This window comes from Auritidibacter sp. NML130574, from assembly GCF_003185725.2.
In the GTDB taxonomy this organism is placed as follows: Bacteria; Actinomycetota; Actinomycetes; order Actinomycetales; family Micrococcaceae; genus Auritidibacter; species Auritidibacter ignavus.
In genome coordinates, this window is sequence record NZ_CP031746.1 from 1,892,498 (window position 1) to 1,912,649 (window position 20,152).

Annotated in this window: 19 protein-coding genes; 7 read left to right on the forward strand and 12 right to left on the reverse strand. The window is 59.2% G+C overall.

The genetic code is table 11. From position 1 onward, the window contains the following. Positions 1–16 precede the first annotated feature (16 nt). The 4 genes from pstB to DCC27_RS08570 form a co-directional block, all read right to left on the reverse strand. The gene (pstB, locus tag DCC27_RS08555) at positions 17–796 is read right to left on the reverse strand and encodes a phosphate ABC transporter ATP-binding protein PstB (RefSeq protein ID WP_110099974.1); all 780 of its coding nucleotides are present in this window, start codon (positions 794–796) and stop codon (positions 17–19) included. 44 nt (positions 797–840) lie between these two features. After that, a complete protein-coding gene (gene pstA / locus DCC27_RS08560; RefSeq protein ID WP_110099973.1) occupies positions 841–2,004 on the reverse strand; it encodes a phosphate ABC transporter permease PstA in 1,164 nt (387 codons plus the stop codon). Beyond that, positions 2,004–3,005 (reverse strand): phosphate ABC transporter permease subunit PstC, encoded by a 1,002-nt coding sequence (pstC, locus tag DCC27_RS08565; protein ID WP_369860306.1) that lies wholly within the window; start codon positions 3,003–3,005, stop codon positions 2,004–2,006. The genes pstA and pstC overlap by 1 nt, the downstream gene beginning before the upstream one ends. A gap of 204 nt (positions 3,006–3,209) precedes the next feature. Next, on the reverse strand, positions 3,210–4,322 hold the full coding sequence (locus tag DCC27_RS08570) for a phosphate ABC transporter substrate-binding protein PstS (RefSeq protein ID WP_110099971.1): 1,113 nt from the start codon (positions 4,320–4,322) through the stop codon (positions 3,210–3,212). A gap of 275 nt (positions 4,323–4,597) precedes the next feature. Here DCC27_RS08570 and DCC27_RS08575 point away from each other — a divergent pair, with 275 nt between their 5' ends. After that, on the forward strand, positions 4,598–5,749 hold the full coding sequence (locus DCC27_RS08575) for an aromatic acid exporter family protein (protein WP_110110553.1): 1,152 nt from the start codon (positions 4,598–4,600) through the stop codon (positions 5,747–5,749). A 33-nt stretch (positions 5,750–5,782) separates the two neighbouring features. Continuing rightward, positions 5,783–7,264, forward strand: coding sequence for a DNA repair protein RadA (radA, locus tag DCC27_RS08580; RefSeq protein ID WP_110110535.1), 1,482 nt, complete (start codon positions 5,783–5,785; stop codon positions 7,262–7,264). On the opposite strand, the gene DCC27_RS08585 is transcribed toward radA, so the two are convergent. Next, positions 7,265–7,918 carry a hypothetical protein gene (locus DCC27_RS08585; protein WP_110110536.1) on the reverse strand — a complete coding sequence of 218 codons (654 nt, stop codon included), beginning with the start codon at positions 7,916–7,918 and terminating at the stop codon, positions 7,265–7,267. It abuts the gene before it with no gap. Positions 7,919–7,950: 32 nt separating this feature from the next. On the opposite strand from DCC27_RS08585, the gene DCC27_RS08590 reads away from it, so the two are divergent. Next, entirely contained in the window at positions 7,951–8,847 is an 897-nt protein-coding gene (locus tag DCC27_RS08590; RefSeq protein ID WP_110110537.1) for an A/G-specific adenine glycosylase, read from the forward strand. Positions 8,848–8,903: 56 nt separating this feature from the next. On the opposite strand, the gene DCC27_RS08595 is transcribed toward DCC27_RS08590, so the two are convergent. Further along, entirely contained in the window at positions 8,904–9,119 is a 216-nt protein-coding gene (locus tag DCC27_RS08595; protein ID WP_110099966.1) for a CsbD family protein, read from the reverse strand. Between the two features lie 84 nt (positions 9,120–9,203). Next, the gene (locus DCC27_RS08600; RefSeq protein ID WP_110101567.1) at positions 9,204–9,740 is read right to left on the reverse strand and encodes an amino-acid N-acetyltransferase; all 537 of its coding nucleotides are present in this window, start codon (positions 9,738–9,740) and stop codon (positions 9,204–9,206) included. 68 nt (positions 9,741–9,808) lie between these two features. Between DCC27_RS08600 and DCC27_RS08605 the strand changes: the two genes are divergently transcribed. Together DCC27_RS08605 and DCC27_RS08610 are read left to right on the forward strand one after the other, a co-directional pair. After that, positions 9,809–10,276 carry a low molecular weight protein-tyrosine-phosphatase gene (locus tag DCC27_RS08605; protein ID WP_246840073.1) on the forward strand — a complete coding sequence of 156 codons (468 nt, stop codon included), beginning with the start codon at positions 9,809–9,811 and terminating at the stop codon, positions 10,274–10,276. Next, positions 10,273–11,031: a fructosamine kinase family protein gene (locus tag DCC27_RS08610; protein ID WP_110110539.1), complete on the forward strand. Its 759-nt coding sequence runs from the start codon at positions 10,273–10,275 to the stop codon at positions 11,029–11,031. The genes DCC27_RS08605 and DCC27_RS08610 overlap by 4 nt, the downstream gene beginning before the upstream one ends. Before the next feature lie 94 nt (positions 11,032–11,125). On the opposite strand, the gene DCC27_RS12230 is transcribed toward DCC27_RS08610, so the two are convergent. The 3 genes from DCC27_RS12230 to DCC27_RS08620 form a co-directional block, all read right to left on the reverse strand. Continuing rightward, the gene (locus DCC27_RS12230; RefSeq protein ID WP_158278402.1) at positions 11,126–11,263 is read right to left on the reverse strand and encodes a hypothetical protein; all 138 of its coding nucleotides are present in this window, start codon (positions 11,261–11,263) and stop codon (positions 11,126–11,128) included. Positions 11,264–11,361: 98 nt separating this feature from the next. Then, on the reverse strand, positions 11,362–12,312 hold the full coding sequence (locus DCC27_RS08615) for a UTP--glucose-1-phosphate uridylyltransferase (protein ID WP_110101570.1): 951 nt from the start codon (positions 12,310–12,312) through the stop codon (positions 11,362–11,364). Further along, a complete protein-coding gene (locus DCC27_RS08620; protein WP_110110540.1) occupies positions 12,309–13,634 on the reverse strand; it encodes a UDP-glucose/GDP-mannose dehydrogenase family protein in 1,326 nt (441 codons plus the stop codon). Before DCC27_RS08620 ends, DCC27_RS08615 begins: the two co-directional genes overlap by 4 nt. A gap of 229 nt (positions 13,635–13,863) precedes the next feature. Between DCC27_RS08620 and DCC27_RS08625 the strand changes: the two genes are divergently transcribed. Next, entirely contained in the window at positions 13,864–15,048 is a 1,185-nt protein-coding gene (locus tag DCC27_RS08625; RefSeq protein ID WP_110110541.1) for a glycosyltransferase family 1 protein, read from the forward strand. A gap of 67 nt (positions 15,049–15,115) precedes the next feature. On the opposite strand, the gene DCC27_RS08630 is transcribed toward DCC27_RS08625, so the two are convergent. Further along, positions 15,116–15,607, reverse strand: coding sequence for an SRPBCC family protein (locus tag DCC27_RS08630; protein ID WP_110110554.1), 492 nt, complete (start codon positions 15,605–15,607; stop codon positions 15,116–15,118). Positions 15,608–15,812: 205 nt separating this feature from the next. Between DCC27_RS08630 and DCC27_RS08635 the strand changes: the two genes are divergently transcribed. After that, a complete protein-coding gene (locus DCC27_RS08635) occupies positions 15,813–17,573 on the forward strand; it encodes an HNH endonuclease signature motif containing protein (RefSeq protein WP_110110542.1) in 1,761 nt (586 codons plus the stop codon). Between the two features lie 33 nt (positions 17,574–17,606). Here DCC27_RS08635 and DCC27_RS08640 read toward each other — a convergent pair whose 3' ends face one another. Then, positions 17,607–20,132 (reverse strand): ATP-dependent Clp protease ATP-binding subunit, encoded by a 2,526-nt coding sequence (locus DCC27_RS08640; RefSeq protein ID WP_110099957.1) that lies wholly within the window; start codon positions 20,130–20,132, stop codon positions 17,607–17,609. Between the last annotated feature and the right edge of the window lie 20 nt (positions 20,133–20,152).

A 20,152-nucleotide genomic window follows, 5' to 3' on the forward strand; every position in this document is an offset into this window, starting at 1 on the left:
CTAACCACAGTGCGTTCTAGCCGAAGCGACCAGAGACGTAGTCTTCCGTCTGCTTATTGGACGGGTTGTTGAAGATCACGTTCGTCTCATCGTATTCGATAAGCTTACCGGGCTTGCCGGTGCCCTGGATGTTGAAGAACGCGGTCTTATCAGCCACACGAGCAGCCTGCTGCATGTTGTGGGTCACGATCACCACGGTGAAGTCGCTCTTCAGCTCGTTGATCAGATCCTCCACAGCCAGGGTGGAGATCGGATCCAGAGCTGAACAGGGCTCGTCCATCAGGATCACGTCGGGCTCGACCGCAATGGTACGGGCGATGCACAGACGCTGCTGCTGACCACCGGACAGACCGGAACCGGGGCGGTCAAGACGGTCCTTGACTTCGTTCCACAGGTTCGCACCGGTCAACGAGCGCTCCACGATTTCATCGGAGCGGGACTTGGACAGTCGCGAACCGTTGAGCTTGTAACCGGCCAGCACATTCTCCCGAATCGACATGGTCGGGAACGGGTTCGGGCGCTGGAACACCATACCAACCATGGTACGAACGGTCACCGGGTCAACACCGTTGCCGTAGATGTTGTCGCCATCGAGCAGGATCTCACCCTCAACGCGAGCGCCGGGCAGCACCTCGTGCATCCGGTTGATGGTGCGCAGGAAGGTGGTCTTACCGCAACCGGAAGGGCCGATGAACGCAGTTACCGAGCGGGGTTCAATGTTGATGTTCACGCCCTCCACGGCCAAGAAGTCGCCGTAGTAGACGTTCACATCGATAGCGTCTAGACGCTTTGCCATGTTTGTGGTCCTCTCTTGAAGACTTACGAGTCTAAAGGTCAGTATTACTTGCTGGTCTTCGGGGCGAAGGCCTTGGCAACAATGCGGGCAATGAGGTTCAACAGCATCACGATCACGATCAGCACCAGCGCGCCGGCCCACGCACGAGCGTGCGAGGGGTCGGAGTGGGACGGAGCCGTCGGGTTCATCAGCTGGCGGTAGATGTAGACCGGCAGTGCGGTCATCCAGCCATCGAACAGGTTCCAGTTGACATTTGTCGCGAGGCCTGCGGTCACCAGGATCGGTGCGGTCTCACCGGTCACGCGAGCGATTGCCAGCGTGACACCCGAAGCAATACCCGAGATCGCGGTGGGGATCACCACCTTGACAATGGTGCGCCATTTACGCACACCCAGCGCGTAGGAGGCTTCGCGTAGCTCGTTGGGAACCACACGTAGCATCTCTTCGGTCGAACGGACCACAACCGGGATCATCAGCACCGATAGCGCGATGGCCGCGGTGAAACCGGTCTTGGCCTGTTGCAACGCTGAGGGAGACTGGGAGATAAAGGTCTGAATAAACAGCGTCATACCAGCGAAAGCGAATAGACCAGCAACGATCGAGGGGATACCGGTCATCACGTCTACGAAGAACCGGATCAACGATGCGAACCAGTTGTCGTTGGAGTACTCCACCAGGTAGATCGAAGCCAGCAAACCGATCGGCACCGAAATGATCGTCGAGGCCAGCGTGATCATCAAGGTACCGACCAGACCGTGGAGAATACCACCGGCGATCGAGGCACCCTCTTCGACGGCTGCAATATCGTCGGCCCCGGCAACACCCTTCATGTCATTGGTCAGGATTTCCGGATTGTTGATCAGTGTTGGCAGACCGTTGCCCAGTACTGTAACGATCACGGAGATGAGCGGCACCAGCGCAATGAGGAAGGCCAACCACACCAAGTTGGTCCACAACCCGTCGGTTGCCTTTCGGCGATTCTCCAACGAGTAGGTGGTGAAATACATGGCGATCACGTACACGATCGCTGCGAAAATGATCCACGCGACTACGCTAAAGTTCTCGAAGAGCAACGCAGACAGTGCCGCACCCACAACCAGGGCGGCCGCCGCAACAACCAGCCAGGTCCACGACGGCTTCTGACCCTTCGTCAGTGCGTTTTTCGAGGACTTTCTCTTTCGGGTATCAGGGGATTGTGTAGTACTCATTAGTTAGCTCCCGAGAATTCCTTGTGACGGTTGACGATCCAGCGGGCTGTCATGTTCACGATCAGGGTGATGATGAACAGCATCAAACCGGCGGCGATCAGCTCGTTCTGGCGCATTCCGAAGGCCTCGGGGAAGTTCAGCGCAATCTCCGAGGGGATGGTGGCGTTCTTGCCCGAGGTGACCATCGACCACGAGAACCCACCAGCGGACAGCACCATGGTCACGGCCATGGTTTCACCAAGGGCACGACCCAGCGCCAGCATGACCGAGGAGACGATACCGGCACGGGCGAAGGGAAACACGGTCATCTTGATCATTTCCCAGCGGGTCGCACCGAGAGCCAGTGCGGCTTCTTCGTGCAAGGTCGGGGTTTGCACGAAAATTTCACGACACAGCGAGCAGATGATGGGAAGAATCATCACCGCCAACACAACACCGGAGGTCGCCAGTGTACGACCGGTGGTTGTCACATTGTCATCACCGGCGAACAGCGGGATGAATCCTAGATACTCGTCGAGCCACTGGTAAATGGGAACCAGCAACGGTGCCAAGAAGGTCATGCCCCAGGCACCGTAGACAACCGAGGGAATAGCGGCCAGCAGGTCGATGACGTAACCGACGGTGGTAGCGATACGACGCGGTGCGTAGTGGGAGATGTAGAGCGCAACGCCAACGCCGATCGGGGTGGCGATGAGCAGAGCGAGAGCCGATGCCATCAGGGTACCGGCCATCAACGGCCAGACATATTCCCAGAAGTTATCAGCGCTTTGAATGGAGTCTTGGTCAGAGAAAACTTCAGGCCACAGAGCCGGCAGGGCTTCAATGACCAGGAAGGTTGCCACGAAGGCCAGAACGAGAAGAATGATGATACCGGCGGCAATAGCAAGCCCAAAGAAGACCTTATCCCCGGCGACTGAGCCCGAATTCGTGGCTCGTGGTTCATTCTGCTTCTCTGGGCCCGGTCCATCCTGGTTTTTCTCAGGTGCAGTGGTGGACACGATACCTCTCCTGAATTGTGGTGGTTAGTGATATGTGGTGGCGGAGACGAGAATCACAAGCTTCCGGTGCACACAATGATGCAGTCGTCGGCGGTTGTCGTACCAATGCGCCCTGGTTTCCCAGGCACACATCGGCTGAGACAACCACCAACGACTGCACACTTCAAGATATGTCTCTCAGCGGTACCCGCTCAGAGAGGCAGGAACTTAGCCCTGAACACCGATGCCTTCGATGCGCGACATGGCGTCATCACGGGTGGCGTCGGAGATCGGAGCGGAACCGGCCGAGTCAGCAGCGGTGTTCTGACCATCTTCGGAGACCACGTAGGCAGCGAAGTTCTTAGCCTGGTTAGCAGTGTCTTCGTTGTCGTATTCGTGGCAGAAGATGTGGTAGGAGATCAGCACGATCGGGTACACACCGGACTCTTCGGTCTCGCGGTCCAGTTCGAGTGCGCCTTCAGCATCGGGATCTTCCTCAGCGGTTTCCGCAGCGTTAGCAGCGGCTTCCGGGGAGTACTCCACATACTCGTCACCAACACCGACAGCAACGGTACCCAAGTCACCGACCTGAGAAGCGTCGGCGTAGGTGATAGCACCTTCGGTGCTGGAGGTCAGGTCAACAACACCGGAGGTCTGCTGAGCGGATTCACCGGTGTAGTCCGAAGGCCATGCATCGGAGGGCTCCTGGTCCCAGCTGTCGGAAGCTTCAGCCAGATATTCGGTGAAGTTCTCGGTGGTACCGGAGTCATCGGAACGGTGCACCACAGTGATCGCGGTGTCAGGAAGGTCAACGCCTTCGTTCTGGTCAGCGATCTCCTGGTCGTTCCAGTTGGAGATCTCACCGGTGAAGACCTTGGCGATGGTGTCAGCGTCCATGTTGATGGTGTCGACGCCCTCCAGGTTGAAGGCCACGGCAACCGGGGAGATGTAGGCCGGAACGTGGAACACCCCAGCGTCACCGCAGATCTCCGTTGCCTGTTCCTGCTCATCAGCATCCATAGCAGCATCGGAGCCAGCGAACGAGTACTGACCGTTCAGGAAACCTTCACGACCGGAGCCGGAGCCCACTGGGTCGTAGTTGACGGTCAGGTCAGAATTGGTCTCGTTGATGCCGGTTGACCAAGCGGTCATAGCGGATTCCTGCGAGGAAGCGCCACCACCGATCAGCTCACCCGAGCCGATGGTCAGCAGGTCGCCTTCTTCAGACGAACCGTTGTCAGCGTTCTCATTATCGCCTTCGTTGTCAGCACCGCAAGCGGTCAGAGCGAGGGCGGAAATGGACAGTGCGGCCATTGCGCGGCCAAAACGACGAAGCTTCACTTCTATGCCTCTTTCGAGTCGATGACATGTTTCGAGATGATTCGCGTCTATGCGACGCATAGGTCACAAGAGTTAGAGTGCGACCCTCGAACCATCGATCAAGCTACCGCCCGGAAGTTACATGCGAAATCTAACTGAGTGAACAATAGGTAAACTATTCCGGAGATATGGGCTTTCGGACGTGGTCTTAATCTCATAGTCCCTAGTGATAGGCCACCCGACGGGGTGCTGTGGGTGATATCGCCGGGCCACGAAATACCGATACCCTAGAGTCCATGATATCTGTGTCCCAGCTTCCCGAACGGTTCTCCGAATCTCTGCGGTCGCTGGGGCGTTTTTTACGCCGTCGCGCGGTAGCCGGATTCGCCCGGTCCCGGGCCGCCGTGATGCCGGCAGCCACCTCAGCGATTGCTGCGGTGGCCGCCTATGCGTTCGCGAGCGTGGTTTTGGGTCACACCAACCCGTTATTTGCCTCCACTGCGACTTTGATCGCGCTCGGTTTTGGAGGCGATACCCGACTGCGCAAAGTCTTGGAGATCGCCATCGGGTGCACCCTGGGCATTTTGATTGGCGATCTGATGCAGATTTTCCTGGGGCAGGGATATCTGCAGGCACTGTTGGTGGTCTTCGTGTCAATCATTATTGCCCGCTTTCTGGATAACGGGGTCATTTTCACCACCCAGATGTCCCTGCAAGCGGTGTTGGTGGTGCTCTTACCGCTACCAGAGGGTGGGCCATTTACCCGTAGTCTCGACGCGGTGGTCGGTGGCGTATTTGCCTTGGTCGTCACCATGATCATGCCCAAGAATCTTCGCGGAGCCACGGTGAAGGACTTCAATACGCTGTACTCTACGGTCACGGAAATTTTCCAGAATTGTTCCAAGGCCCTGAGGGCCCAGGATTCTCGCGAAGCGTGGATGACGCTGGTGGCCGCCCGCAATACCCAAACCCAGATGAATGCCGTCTACCAATCGTTGCGGGCATCCCAAGAGTTGGCAACCTACTCTCCGACCGCGAAAACCTCCCGTGAACTCTTAGCTGGCACCCAAGACACCGCCGCCAAGACCGACTTGGCTCTGGGCTCGTTGCGATTGGTGACCCGACGACTGATCACCGTCATCGATGAATCCTCGCTCACCGATGAACAGTTCACGGAACTAGCCGACTGGTTTGATGAAGCCGCAGAAGCCGTCGCGATCATGGGACGTTGTCTCTCCGAACCGGCACTACCCGGCAGGCGTCGCTCCTTAGCGGTCGCCCGTGAGGCCTTTGTCTCCGCCACCCAGCGACTCGTGCCTTCCCACCTAGCCGGCGGTGATCTCCAAGCCGAAGCGCTCGTGATGTTGGCTCGGCCCATGATGGTCGATTTCATTCAAGCCACCGGAGTGCCCGAACGGGAAGCCTCGGAGTTTTTGCCCAAGCTCTAATCTTGTCCCCTCGGGCCCAGTAGGCTTGCCCCTATGAGCTCCAAGACACGTAAACCCGCGTATCGTTGCACCGAGTGCGGGTGGATGACCGCCAAATGGGTGGGCCGCTGTGGTGAGTGCCAGGCCTGGGGCACCGTGGTGGAATCTGGAGCGGAGACCAGCACCCCGCGCACTCAGGTCAGTACGATCTCCACCGCACAACGAGCCCGAAAAATTTCGGATATCGACGCAACGCTGGCCCGTCACCAACCCACCGGCTTGCCTGAATTGGATCGGGTGCTCGGCGGTGGCCTGATTGCCGGTGGTGTGGTGCTCCTGGCCGGTGAACCCGGTATCGGCAAATCTACGCTGGTGCTAACTCTCGGCCACCAGCTCACCCAGATGACCCGGCCGGATGGCCACCCGGCCAGGGTCCTTTATATTACGGGCGAAGAATCCACCGCCCAGGTCAGAATGCGTGCCGATCGAATTTCTGCGGTCTCTGAGACCCTGTATCTCACCGCAGAAACAGATTTGGGCCACGCGCTGGGACAAGTTGAAACGGTCGACCCAGACGTGGTCATTGTCGATTCGGTGCAAACATTGGAATCGACCGACGTTGACGGCACCGCTGGAGGGGTCAATCAGATCCGTGAGGTCGCATCTGCGATGATTAATATGGCCAAGACCCGCAACATTGCCACCATCCTGATCGGCCATGTCACCAAAGAGGGCTCGATCGCCGGTCCTCGCGTCTTGGAGCATCTCGTGGATGTGGTGTGCACTTTTGAAGGGGACCGGCACTCCCGGTTGCGCATGATCCGGGCGGTCAAAAACCGGTATGGTTCCACCGACGAAGTCGGGTGCTTCGAGCTCGATGACCACGGGATCACCTCCGTGACCGATCCCTCGGGGTTATTTACCAATTCCTGGCACTCCACCATCGCAGGCACCACCATGAGCGTTAGCCTGGAAGGTCATCGTCCCCTGCTCACCGAGATCCAGGCGCTTCTGGCGCAGACGGAAACCTCTTCCGGCCGACGCACCGTCTCGGGTATGGAGACGTCTCGGATCAACATGTTGCTCGCGGTACTCGAACGCCGGATGGGCATCACCGCTGCCAAACGGGATGTCTATGTCTCCACCGTGGGCGGGATCCGCATTAGCGAACCGGCCTCGGACTTGGCCGTTGCCGCGTCGCTGACCGGCTCGGCGACCGACCGGGCTGTGGACCCCGGGCTCGTGACCTTTGGCGAAGTCGGGCTCACCGGCGAACTCCGCCCCGTGCCCGGGATCCAGCGTCGCATTAACGAAGCGACCCGGTTAGGCTTCAACCGCGCGGTCATCCCAGCCAGCCGAAACACCGTTTTCCAACCCGAACCCGGATTCCTGGTCTACCAGGCCTCCACGCTCCCAGAGGCCCTGGGCATGATTTTCGCGACCCGCGCCGAATTCGAACAGGCCATGCCCACCTGTCAGCAGGTGGCCCCGCACCAACTCTCTGACAACGGGATGAGCGCCTCACCCACCGGATGATCAGTCATCCTCGGCTGTCAAGGTGAACGTCGCGGGGGAAGAGCTCGTCTCACCGAGAGAGACCACCAGCTGGTATGTGCCATCGGGCACATCGTCCTCCACCTCAGAGCACTCCGAATCCGCGGCAATCCGCTCCCAGGTAAACGTCGACGACACCGCCTGACCAGCCTGAAGAGTTTCCACCTGGTCATCGGGCTCGACCTGACAGTACGAGGTCGCAAACACCGTCGAGGTCTCGTCATCAGCCACCTCGGACACCACATAATCCTGCTGACTGGATCCCACATTGGTCTGACACGCCGAATCCGAGGTATTGGTGACTCGCAACTCAAAAACCGGATCCTCATCGGCCGCGTAACTGTCCTGATCGGTCACCGCTTCCACGGCCACATCCCCGGAACGACACTCGCGAGTATCGCCGGAGGCACTGGCCGAAGCACTCGCCGACCCGCTCGGTGAACCACTAACCGATGCAGACGCGCTCGGAGGGGGTGGAGCACTTTGTTGCGGCTCATCATCCCCACCAAACACCAGGCTGCCAATCCAGACACCCAAAGCCACCAGTCCCAGCAAGATGAGCAGCACAATAGTTCCCACCACGATGCGACGACGCCGATACACTTGGGGAGGATGCGGACGGGAGGATTCAGCCATAGCACCCACTGTAGTGAGGCAAGAAAAAGAAGATGATGAACACCACGGCTCTCCACCACAAGATCACCCGCTGGTTTGATCACCACGGTCGTGATCTGCCCTGGCGACGACCCGACTGCTCCCCCTGGGGCGTGCTCGTCTCCGAGGTGATGCTCCAACAGACCCCCGTAGGCCGCGTGCTACCGGTCTGGACCGAGTGGATGCACCGGTGGCCCACCCCCGCCGACCTTGCTCAAGCACCCACCGCCGAGGTGCTACGCGCTTGGGGAAATCTCGGCTATCCACGACGGGCGCTACGTTTACAATCCACCGCCACCGCTCTCGTGGAACGTTTCCATGGCACCGTACCGGCCGACCCAGCACAGCTACGTAGCCTGCCCGGCATCGGTGACTACACTGCCGCCGCAGTCTCCAGTTTCGCCTTCGGCATCCCTGAAACCGTGATCGATACCAATATCCGTCGCGTCCATGCCCGACTGGTCAACGGCAAAGGGCTACCCCACACCTCATTGACGGCCACGGAAAAACGGCTCGCACAACAGCTAATGCCCGACGACACCAGCACCGCGAATCAGTGGAATAAAGCGGTGATGGAACTTGGCGCCCTGGTCTGCACCGCTCGTTCGCCCTCCTGCGCAGCCTGTCCGGTCTTGTCCGAATGTGCCTGGATCGCAGCGGGAAAACCCGATCCCGACTACCAGCCCACCGGCCAGACCTGGCACGGCACCGACCGACAGGTGCGTGGCGCCATTATGGGTCTGTTGCGCGCCCGCGACAGTGTTGACCGCGCCGAGCTACGGTCAGCGGTGACGGCAACCGGCAAGCTGGGAACCCACTGCCCCGATGACAGCCAGTGGGAACGCTGTGTCTCCGGTCTGCTCCACGACGGTCTGATCGTCGCCACCAAACAGTACCTCACACTCCCTTAAATACCTGTGGCCGTCTCCCCGATGAGGAAACGGCCACTAAGTCAGGCATCCGCAGCTTACTTGTCCTTACCGGTGAGCTTGTCCTTGGCCGAGGAGAAGCCGTCGGCCACCTTATCCTTGGCGTTGTCGAAGGTGTCCTTGGCGTTGGCCTTCAGCTGCTCGGCAGTACCCTCGTTCTGGGTCTTGGAGTCGCCAGTGGCCTTACCGATGCCTTCTTTAGCCTGGCCCTTCAGGTCTTCGGCAGCGTTTTCAAACTTATCTGATGCGCTCATGATCTCTCCTTTCGATCGCTTATTTTTTAGTAGAACAAGTTAATTCCACGCTCACAAGCTTTTACCGGGTATTCACCGGCAGTTTTAGCCTTGAGCGTGATCATTTGTGCGGTCCAGGTGCAGTATCATGCGCGTATTGCCTAACGTATTGGGTTTCACCCGCGCCAAATCCAGAAACTCGGCCACGCCCTCATCAGTTGAGCGCAACAATTCGGCAAAGATCTCCGGATCCAACGTGCTCTGATCCGCCATCACCTCGAACCCGTGGGAGGCAAAAAACGTCGTCTCAAAGGTCAAACAGAAGATCCGGTCCACACCCAGTCGGGTGGCGCGTTCAATTAGCTGCCCCAGGATCTGTGATCCCACCCCGCGACCGCGAGCCTCCGGGGCCGTGGCCAGAGTCCGGACTTCGGCCAAATCCTCCCACATCACGTGCAAGGCGCCGAAACCTAGCAGGGTGCCGCTCGCATCTTCGGCGACCACGAATTCTTGAATCGCCTCGTAGAAGGCCACCGCCTCTTTATCCAACAGGATTTTTTGGTGTGCCAAGGGAGTCACCATGGCACGAATAGCCGACACATCAGAGGTCCGGGCCGGGCGAATGCGCAGTTCAGCAGTCATCACACCAGTATAAAGATCGCTCTCACCACCCGGCAGACCTCAAGTCTTAGGATGGTGCCATGCACATCATGACCGTTTGCCTCGGAAATATTTGTCGCTCACCGGCCGCCGAAGCCGTATTGAACGACAAGATTGACAAGGCGGGGCTCGCTGGCGTCACCGTCTCGTCTGCCGGCACCGCTGGCTATCACATCGGCGAGCCACCACACGTGCTCACCCAGGACGTCGGCACCGAGCGTGGCTACAAGTTTGCGACCACCGCAACTCAGCTGAACGCCGAGCTGGTCGCCAGTGCCGATCTCATTCTCACCATGGACGGTATGAACGTCGCCGATATTCACGCCCTGGCCGACACTGACCGCGTGGTTCGGCTCGGCACACTGGCCCGACGCCAGCCCGGAGATATCGATGACCCCTACGGTCAGGGGCGCGATGCCTTCGAGCACATGTATGACGTCATTGAAGATGCCTGCGATCATCTCGTCGCACTGCTGGCCGAGGACCGCATCGACGAGATCTGGGAGGGTGCCGAATGAGCACATCAGACCCCGAGGTCTTCACCAAATCCCGTCCGGATGCCCCGGCAGGTTTCTTCGCCCGTGAAGCTGCCGGACTCACCGCACTCGCCTCCTACGGTGCGCGGGTGCCGGAGGTCCTCGAGCTGACCGATACCTCATTGACCATCACCCGCATTACCGATGCGACCGTGGCCGGGCCACCGGTGGACGAGCCAGAAAAGCAGTTCGGTCGTGAACTGGCCACCCTGCACCGCACCTCGGCGGCCGACGCCCCGGGATACTTCGGCGGTCTGGACCGTCAGCCCCAAGGATTCTTGGGGGACCAACCAGTGGATTTGACCGCCAGCGATACGCTGTACGACTCGTTGATCACCCGCCGGGTGATTCCACTGACCCAGAAAGCCGTCACCGCGGGGCTACTTCCAGATCGAGCACTCGAGTTGGCCACCAGCATCACCGAGGACTGTCTGGGCCCGGCCACCATCCCGGTATTAGTGCACGGTGATCTCTGGGCTGGAAATCGGGTAGTGGATAGCCGTGGCTATTCCTGGTTGATCGATCCGTCCGCGCACTGGGGTCACCCGATGGAAGATCTGGCGATGATGGCGCTATTTGGAGGGTTCGGCCCCGAGTGCTGGGAGTCCTATGACTATCTTCCGGTCGATGAGGACCTCATCCCGGTCTTCCAGCTGGTTCCGCTACTGGTTCACACGGTGCTGTTTGGCTCCGGTTATGCGCCCTCGACCCTGCGAGCGCTCGAAGCTAGCCACTAACCCGCTCGTGGCCGCCGCCGTGGTCAACGCAACACCGCTTAAAACAAGAAGCCGACGAGAAGATCTCTCGCCGGCTTCCGAAACGCGCGATCACTTATTTCTTCTTGGCGTCCTTCTTGTCGTCGTTGTTGTTGTCGTCACCCAAGAACTTGTCCTGAGCCTTGTCGACAGCGTCGTTGATCTTATCGCCGTGTTGGTTCTTCAGGTCGTTCAATTTATCTCCAAGTCCCATGATCACTCCTCAAGATTGGTTATCAAGGATAGTGCCATGCTAAACATGCCGTTGCCGGCACTGTCTACCGCTGACACCTTGGCTCGCGCCACAACGTCCTATGAGTTTCCTGAACCGTTGCTGTCTGCCTCCGGTGTCTGCAAGTGGTGCACGTAGTCCACCAACCACTCGCGCAACTCGGGCCCCAACTGGGGGTGTTTCAGCGATAATTCCACGTTCGCCTTGGCATATTCCACCTTATTACCGGTGTCATAGCGCCGACCGTGGTGCACCACGGCGACCACTCCTCCGTATGCGGCGGGATTCTCGGCCATGGTCACCAGCGCATCGGTCAGCTGAATCTCGCCACCGGTACCGGTGCCGGTCTCTTTGAGCACCTCGAAGACCTTCGGCGAGAGCACATACCGACCAATCACCGCCAACTGAGACGGCGCCTGCTCCGGGGCGGGTTTTTCGACCATGGTGTCCACCCACAGTGCTTCCCGCCCATAACGGGTGAGCAACGGATCAGCCTCCGTGGCCGGAGCAATCACACCGTAGGAGCTGACCTGCTCGGCCGGAACCGGCTGGACCGCCACCACCGAGGCGCCGGTCTGCTCGTGGACCTGCAACATTTCGGTCAACAGCGCCCCGCCCTGATCGATCAGGTCATCGCCGAGCAACACTGCAAAGGACGCACCGCGCACGTGGTGAGCGGCCTGAGCGACCGCATCCCCGAGCCCGGCCGGTTCACGCTGTCGCACATAGTGGAAGGTGGCCAGATCGGTAATGGCCTGCACCTGTGCGAGCATCTCGGTTTTCCCCTTGCGCTCCAGCGTGTCCTCGAGTTCCGCCACGCGATCGAAGTGATTGACCAGGGGGTCCTTATTGCGACCCACCACAAACAACACGTCGGTCAGTTCAGCATCCACGGCCTCTTCGACCACGTGCTGGATCGCGGGACGATCCACCACCGGCAACATCTCTTTGGGCAAGGCCTTCGTGGCCGGTAGGAATCGCGTTCCCAATCCTGCCGCGGGAATCACCGCGGTAATCACGGGCTTGGTCACGAGGTAACCTCCTTCGCTGTCTTTTCGCGGGTCTGAGCGCTGCGGCCCATCCCCAGGTAGTGGAATCCTGCAGCCGTCCACGCGTCCATATCCAGCGCATTGCGGCCGTCCAGCACGATCCGGCCGGTCATCGACCGTGCGATCGTGCGTGGATCCACCTCGGTGAATTCTTTCCATTCGGTCAGCACCGCCACCGCGTCGGCCTCCACCAGGCACGAGGCCAGATCATCGAGGACTCGAGCCTGTGGTAGTGCAACGCGTAAATTCTCCCCGGCCCGGGGGTCATACATACTCACCCGCGCCCCGGCATCGATCAGCTGCTGGGCCACCGCCACGGCGGGCGAATCCCGCACATCATCGCTATCGGGCTTGAAGGCCCCACCCAGCACCGCGATGCGAGCGCCGTTGAGCTTGAGCACCCCGGCCAGTTTCTCCACCGCCCGGGTGCGAGCGCGCTGATTGACCGCATCCACTTCCGACAGGGTGCCCAGCGCGTCCTCCAATCCGAGCTGTTCGGCCCGATCCTGGAAGGCCCGAAGATCCTTGGGCAAACAGCCTCCACCAAACCCGATCCCGGCGCGCAAGAACTTCCGACCGATCCGGTCATCGTGGCCCAGCGCTTCGGCCAGGGTGGTCACATTGGCCCCGGTGGCGTCGCAAATCTCGGCCATGGCGTTAATAAAGGAGATTTTGGTGGCCAAAAACGAGTTGGCGGCGACTTTCACCAGTTGCGCGGTGGTAGCGTCGGTGATCATCCGCGGCACGCCGTCTTCCAAAAGCTGTGCATACACCTGATCCAGGGTGTCTGCGGCTCCGGGCGTCATCGTCCCGTACACCAGCCGATCCGGGTGCAACGTGTCCTGGATGGCGAATCCTTCCCGCAAAAACTCCGGGTTCCACACCAGACCGAATCCAGCCGGCACTACCCGCTCGGCCAGCGACTCGGCGGTCCCGACCGGCACCGTGGACTTACCGGCGATCAAGCTACCGGGCTGGGCTTGTTCCAGCACAGTGTCCACCGCCTGATTGACGTAGCTTAAATCCGCGCCCCGTCCCGCACTGAGTTGCGGGGTGCCCACGCAAATAAAGTGCACCTCGGTCTGCTTGATCTCAGCGGGATCGGTCGAAAAGCTCAGACGGTCGCCTAGCTGGCGGGCGATCAGCTCACTCAGCCCGGGCTCGTAGAACGGAAGCTTCCCACTGACAAAGCCATTAATACGGCGCTCGTCCACATCAATACCGACGACCTCGTGGCCCAGCTCGGCCATGCACGCAGCGTGCACCGCCCCCAGGTAGCCACAGCCAATCACCGAAATTTTCACGGGTTTGACGACCTCTCTTCACGATTCATCAGCCGGCGCGGTCACGCCGTGCCACACGATTAAAGCCCCTGCCGGTCACCAACGATCAAGTCCCGGTTGATCTCAAAGCAACTGTCAGGTGTCCATCGGGTTAACGACCGGCCGGGTTCATCGAGTATTTACATACCCGTCAGCCTTGGGCTACCTCATCGTGACTACGCGGTCGTTCGCGCCCGTCATCCTGGGAGGTATGAGAATTCAGTTCGTTGCCGAGTCCTTTCTGCCCCTGATGAACGGGGTCACCAATTCAATTCTCAGGGTCGCCGATCACTACGCGGCCACCGGCCATGATCTGTCGATCATCGCCCCCAAACAACGCGGGGCGCAGAAGTTTTGGAAGGCCTCCAACGGCCGAAAGATCCGGATTCGCCACGTCTCCTCGATCCCGCTGGCCGGATACACCAGCGTACGCATTGCCACCACCAACGTCGCTCAACTCAAGCGCCGGATCCTGGACTTCGACCCAGATGTCATCCACCTGGCCTCCCCCGCCGTGCTGGGACGCACCGCCGGCATCGCCGCCCACAAGCTCGATATCCCCACCGTGGCCGTCTACCAGACCGACGTGCCCGGCTACACGGCCAAGTACGGGTTGGCCCTGCTGGAACATACCGCCTGGCAGGTGTTGCGCGATCTGCACAACCGCGCTGATCTGACCCTGGCCCCCTCCACTGCCACGCTGAAGCAGCTCGACGACCACGGCTTCCAGCGCTTGAACCTTTGGCGTCGCGGTGTGGATTTCTCCAATTTCTCCCCCGATCTAGCCAAGCCGAAGTTGCGAGCCAAGCTCACCGGGGACGATCCGGACCAGCGCATTGTGATCTACATCGGCCGTCTGGCCCCGGAGAAGCAGGTCGAGGACCTGAAGATCATCCACGATATGCCAAACGTGAAGCTGGTTGTCGTCGGCGATGGTCCGGAAAAGTCCACGTTGCGGAAGCTGATGCCCAACGCCTACTTCCCGGGTTTCAAATCCGGAAAGGAACTGGGTGAACTGCTGGCCACCGCCGATCTATTCATTCACCCCGGCGAGCTGGAGACCTTCTGCCAGACCATCCAGGAAGCCATGGCCTCGGGACTACCAGCCATCGCTCCCCGCGCTGGCGGACCGGTCGATCTGATCACACCGGGCCACACCGGGTGGCTGTACACCCCGGGCGATCTGAACCAGCTGCGCGATTACGCCTACGATCTGCTGTTCGACGACACGAAGCGCGCCTACTTCGGCCATGCCGCCCAGGATTCCGTCCGCAAGCGGTCCTGGCCGGTGTTGGCCGAACAGCTCATGGGCTACTACCACCAGGCCATTGAACACCGATCATATCGGGGCTCAGACTCCGCCACCAAAGGCCACTCGATCACCTCGGAGTTCTAGCCCGCAACACACAGCACGGCACCCAGGCCAGCAGGCACCGGGCGCCGTCGTGTATCAAGGAGTTTCTTTACTCGGATTCTGGCCCGACGATCGCGGCCAGATTATTCAGCGAGCCCTCGAGCTGTTCCTCAGTGAACAGCGGGAACAAGTTCTTGGCCAGCAGGTCCTGGTCGGTGACCTGCGACCAGTCGTAGGTTAGCGTCACGCGGGTCTGATCTGAGTCGAGTGGCTCGAGCTCGTAGATCCACTGCCAACCTGGAGGCTCGGTTCCTGCCGGAGCGGTCTTCCAGCCTAGTAGCTGGTTTTCGTCGTAGGCCACCACGTGGTTATCAGTTTTATAGTCACCACCCATGTGATCGCCAGTCATGTTCATGCGGAACACATCGCCGACCTGCTGAATTCGGTCGGTCTTATCTTCGGAGACGACGATGCTGGTGCCATCAATACGAGCGTGATTATCCGGCAGAGTCAGCACCTGGAAAATTTCCTTATTCGGTGCATCAATAATACGGCTGACCTGGATTTGAGTTTCACCATGTGCGGTTTGATTTGTCGTCATATCTCTCACGTTAACGAGCTCATCGGTCAATGTCGAGACGTGGACTGTGGATTCACAGCGGATCACCAGCTCGATGTCATCTTCTCATCCACAGTTGGCATCTGCACCACGTAATAGAACACAGTTTCGATAGTCTAGAAAGCAATCGATCAGCGCTGCGGATGACACCCGCAGATCCATCGTCGAACGAACCGAGGAGGTGGCCATGCCGACACCGGATCTGAGCTTCGTCGATCTCGATCAGTTGCGCGCTGCCACCTTTGGACAGAAGGCTGAGCTGGTCAAACTCGTCATGACTGAATTGGCAACAGATTTCCAAGCTCCTGACGCCTATGACCAGTTGGCCAGATGGCGCGAAGATCATGGCTATGCGGAATGGAATTCCCATCTGGCTGCTGAGAAAACACCGACCACGCTCATTCCACCGGCCAATATGCATGATTCCTTGCCGACCTTGCACCACACCACACAGCAGGTCGCCAGAAGCCTGGATCATGTTCATGCGCTCTTGACTGGATTCACCACCCGCGCGACGGCCACGGCGGAGGAACAACAGGCTGTTTTAGGGATTCCCCGCACTGCTCGCGGGTTTAAGAATGAGAAAAAATACCTCACCGATCGCACCGGGGTTGGGTCCGCCGATGCTCAGCAACATATCGAGCGTTCCAAGTATCTGAGCCCACCAGCCCCACCTATTTCCGGGGGCCCGGCTCCAAAAGTGGAGTTCCCCGCCCTTGGTGACGCTTTTCGCTCCGGAAAACTCCCCACCGCTAGCATGGATCGACTCATTCGCCTGATCAAAGAGATTCGTCGCTACGGCGCCCAAACGTCAACTCCAACCACGCTGGTGGAGAAGGTTCTCGAAGAAGCGATTCCGATTTTGACTGATCAGGCGAGTCAGATGTCGGTCAATGACTTCGCCAAAACCTGTAAGGATTGGAAACCCAAGCTGTGCTTCTTTCTCGACCAAGATGGACCGGCACCGGAAGAAGTGCTGGAGCCCCAACGAGGCACCGATCAGTTCTGGGTTAAACCTCGTCATGATGGCGGTGTCGATTTCGGTGGCACTGCTTACGGGCACTATGCCGAGCTGCTGGCCACCATCGACCATGCGGCGAATAACTTCGCGGTGATGAAAACTAAGGTCGGTACCACCGGTACTGAGGCACCTGAGAACCCTATTCTGACAGCGCTCAAGGCAAACTTCCCGGAGTTGGACCCTTCGACCATCGTCAGCATTGACGAGCAACACCGTGAGCGGCTCTATTCCGAACAGGCTCTTTTCGATACTCGAGCGCGGGCTCAGCGTAGCTTTGATGCTCTCTTCGGCGTCTTGCTGGCGGGAATTGCGCTGGGCAAAAACAAGACCGGACTTCCCCACACGCGAGGCCAAGCCACCAAGGTCCACATCACGATGGACTACGAGACGTTCTCTCACCAACTGGCGCATCGATATCAGCTCGATGACGACCAGCGACGATCTTCTTTAGACGCCTTCTACACCACCCACCGAGGAACTCCAACCACCCCGAAGGGCCACAAATTCCGCTCCGAAGGACAATTCATCGGCACCGTCCACCCACAAAGACTCAGGGCGGCTGTGTGTGATGCCGGAATCATCCCGCATGTTCTGGGAGCAGAAAATGAAGTGTTGGACTTAGGACGCGAGAAACGAGAATTCTCTGGGGCACAGCATCGCGCTCTCATCGCCCGAGACCAAGGTTGCGCCGCCCCGGGGTGCACTATGCCTGCGGCCTGGTGCCAGATTCACCATATTGTCGAGTGGGAGAACGGCGGGCAGACAGACATCAATAATGCGGTGCTACTGTGTAGCGCCCACCACGTGGATGTACATACCAAGAAGTGGACGATCGACCGCATCGACGAGCACGGAGTGTGGTTTGTTCCAGCGCCGTGGCTGGATCCCGATCCATCCCCTCGACGCAATGCCTACCGGAAGCACTAAGGCCGCCACCGAGTGCGGTGACGGCCTTAGTGCTTAGGCTTCGAGAGCTTCCCGCTCGGGAGCGGCGTCCAACTCCGAATCTCCCTCCACCGGGGTGAAGGTCAATTCTGCGTCATCTCCTTCGCCGGTGGTAGAGATCATGATCTTGGATCCGGCCGGAATATCACCGAACAAGATCTTTTCGGAGAGTTGATCTTCCACCAACTGTTGCACGGTACGACGCAATGGACGAGCACCCATCGCGGGATCGTAGCCACGATCGGCCAACAGGTTCTTGGCTGCTTGATCGAGCTCGACCGAAAGGTTCTGCTCGAGCAAACGGGCCTGGAGCCGGTCTACAAACAGGTCCACGATCTGCACGATCTCGTCCTTGGACAGCTGTGGGAAGACGATGACGTCGTCAACGCGGTTGAGGAACTCGGGACGGAATTGCTGACGCAGTTCTTCCTGGACTTTGCCCTTCATCCGTTCGTAACCGGTAGTGGTATCGGAGGCGGATTGGAAACCGGTCATCACACCCTTGGAGATATCGCGAGTACCCAAGTTGGTGGTCATGATAATCACGGTGTTCTTGAAGTCCACGACCCGGCCCTGGGAGTCGGTCAGACGACCATCTTCCAGAATCTGCAACAACGAGTTGAATAGGTCGGCGTGGGCCTTTTCCACCTCGTCAAACAGCACCACGGAGAACGGCTTGCGACGAACCTTTTCGGTGAGTTGGCCACCTTCTTCGTAACCGACATATCCCGGAGGGGCGCCGAACAAGCGAGACACGGTGTGCTTTTCTTGGAACTCCGACATATCCAGAGTAACCAGCGAGTCCTGGTCACCGAAAAGGAATTCGGCCAGGGCCTTGGCCAGCTCGGTCTTACCCACCCCGGTAGGTCCGGCGAAGATAAACGAACCGGACGGACGGTTGGGGTCCTTCAGGCCGGCACGGGTGCGACGGATCGCCCGAGATAGCGACTTGACCGCTTCGTCTTGGCCAATGACGCGCTTGTGCAATTCGGCTTCCATATTGCGCAACCGGTCGGTTTCGGACTCGGTGAGCTTGAAGACCGGGATACCGGTGGATTTCGCCAGAACCTCGGCGATCAGATCTTCATCGACTTCGGCAATACCGTCGGTTGCTTCCTTGCGCCACTGATCCTCGCGCTCATTGCGCTCCTGTTGCAATTTCTGTTCTTTATCGCGCAGGCTGGCAGCACCTTCGAAGTCCTGGCCGTCAATGGCGGCTTCTTTCTCCTTGCGGACTTCTGCAATCTTGGCGTCGAATTCTTTAATCTCGTCAGGAGTCGACATCCGTTGAATGCGCAACCGGGCACCGGCTTCATCGATCAGATCGATCGCCTTATCCGGCAGGAAGCGATCGGAAATATAGCGATCGGCCAAAGTAGCAGCTGCTTGCAACGCATCTTCGGTGATGGAGACCTTGTGGTGTGCCTCGTAGCGGTCGCGCAGACCACGCAGGATCTCTACGGAATCTGCGACCGATGGCTCGTCCACCTGGATCGGCTGGAAACGACGTTCCAGAGCAGCGTCTTTTTCAATGTGCTTGCGGTACTCATCCAAGGTGGTCGCACCGATCGTCTGCAACTCACCACGAGCCAACATGGGCTTCAAGATGGAAGCTGCGTCAATGGCACCTTCAGCGGCACCGGCGCCGACCAGCGTGTGGATCTCATCGATAAACAGGATGATGTCACCGCGAGTGCGAATTTCTTTCAGGACCTTCTTCAGCCGCTCTTCGAAATCACCACGGTAGCGGGAGCCGGCAACCAGTGAGCCCAAGTCCAGGGTGTAGAGCTGCTTGTCGGTCAGACTCTCAGGTACATCGCCACGCACAATGGCTTGGGCCAGTCCCTCAACCACGGCGGTCTTACCAACGCCGGGCTCACCGATCAGGACCGGGTTATTCTTGGTGCGCCGTGAAAGGACCTGCATGACGCGCTCCATCTCGTGGGCACGACCGATGACCGGATCCAACTGAGATTCGCGAGCAGCAGCGGTCAGGTTCCGACCAAACTGGTCCAGCACCACCGAGCCGGACGGGGATCCGTCGGATCCGCCACCGGGGCCGGCAACACCAACGCCTTGGGCTTCTTTTCCTTGGCCACCTTCCTGGTAACCGGACAGCAACTGGATCACCGTTTGGCGTACGCGGTTCAGATCTGCACCGAGCTTGACCAGTACCTGGGCTGCCACGCCTTCACCCTCGCGGATCAGACCCAGCAGAATGTGCTCGGTGCCGATGTAGTTATGCCCCAGCTGCAAGGCCTCACGCAAAGACAGTTCCAGGACTTTCTTGGCACGGGGAGTAAAGGGAATATGTCCCGGAGGGGCTTGCTGCCCCTGGCCGATGATTTCTTGAACTTGTTCGCGCACTGCGCCCAGGGAAATGCTCATCGATTCCAGGGCCTTGGCGGCGACGCCGTCGCCCTCATGGATCAGACCCAGCAAAATATGCTCGGTGCCGATGTAGCTGTGGTTGAGCATCCGCGCTTCTTCTTGTGCGAGCACAACCACACGCCGGGCGCGGTCGGTGAATCTCTCAAACATGTGCACATCTCCTTGCTGAC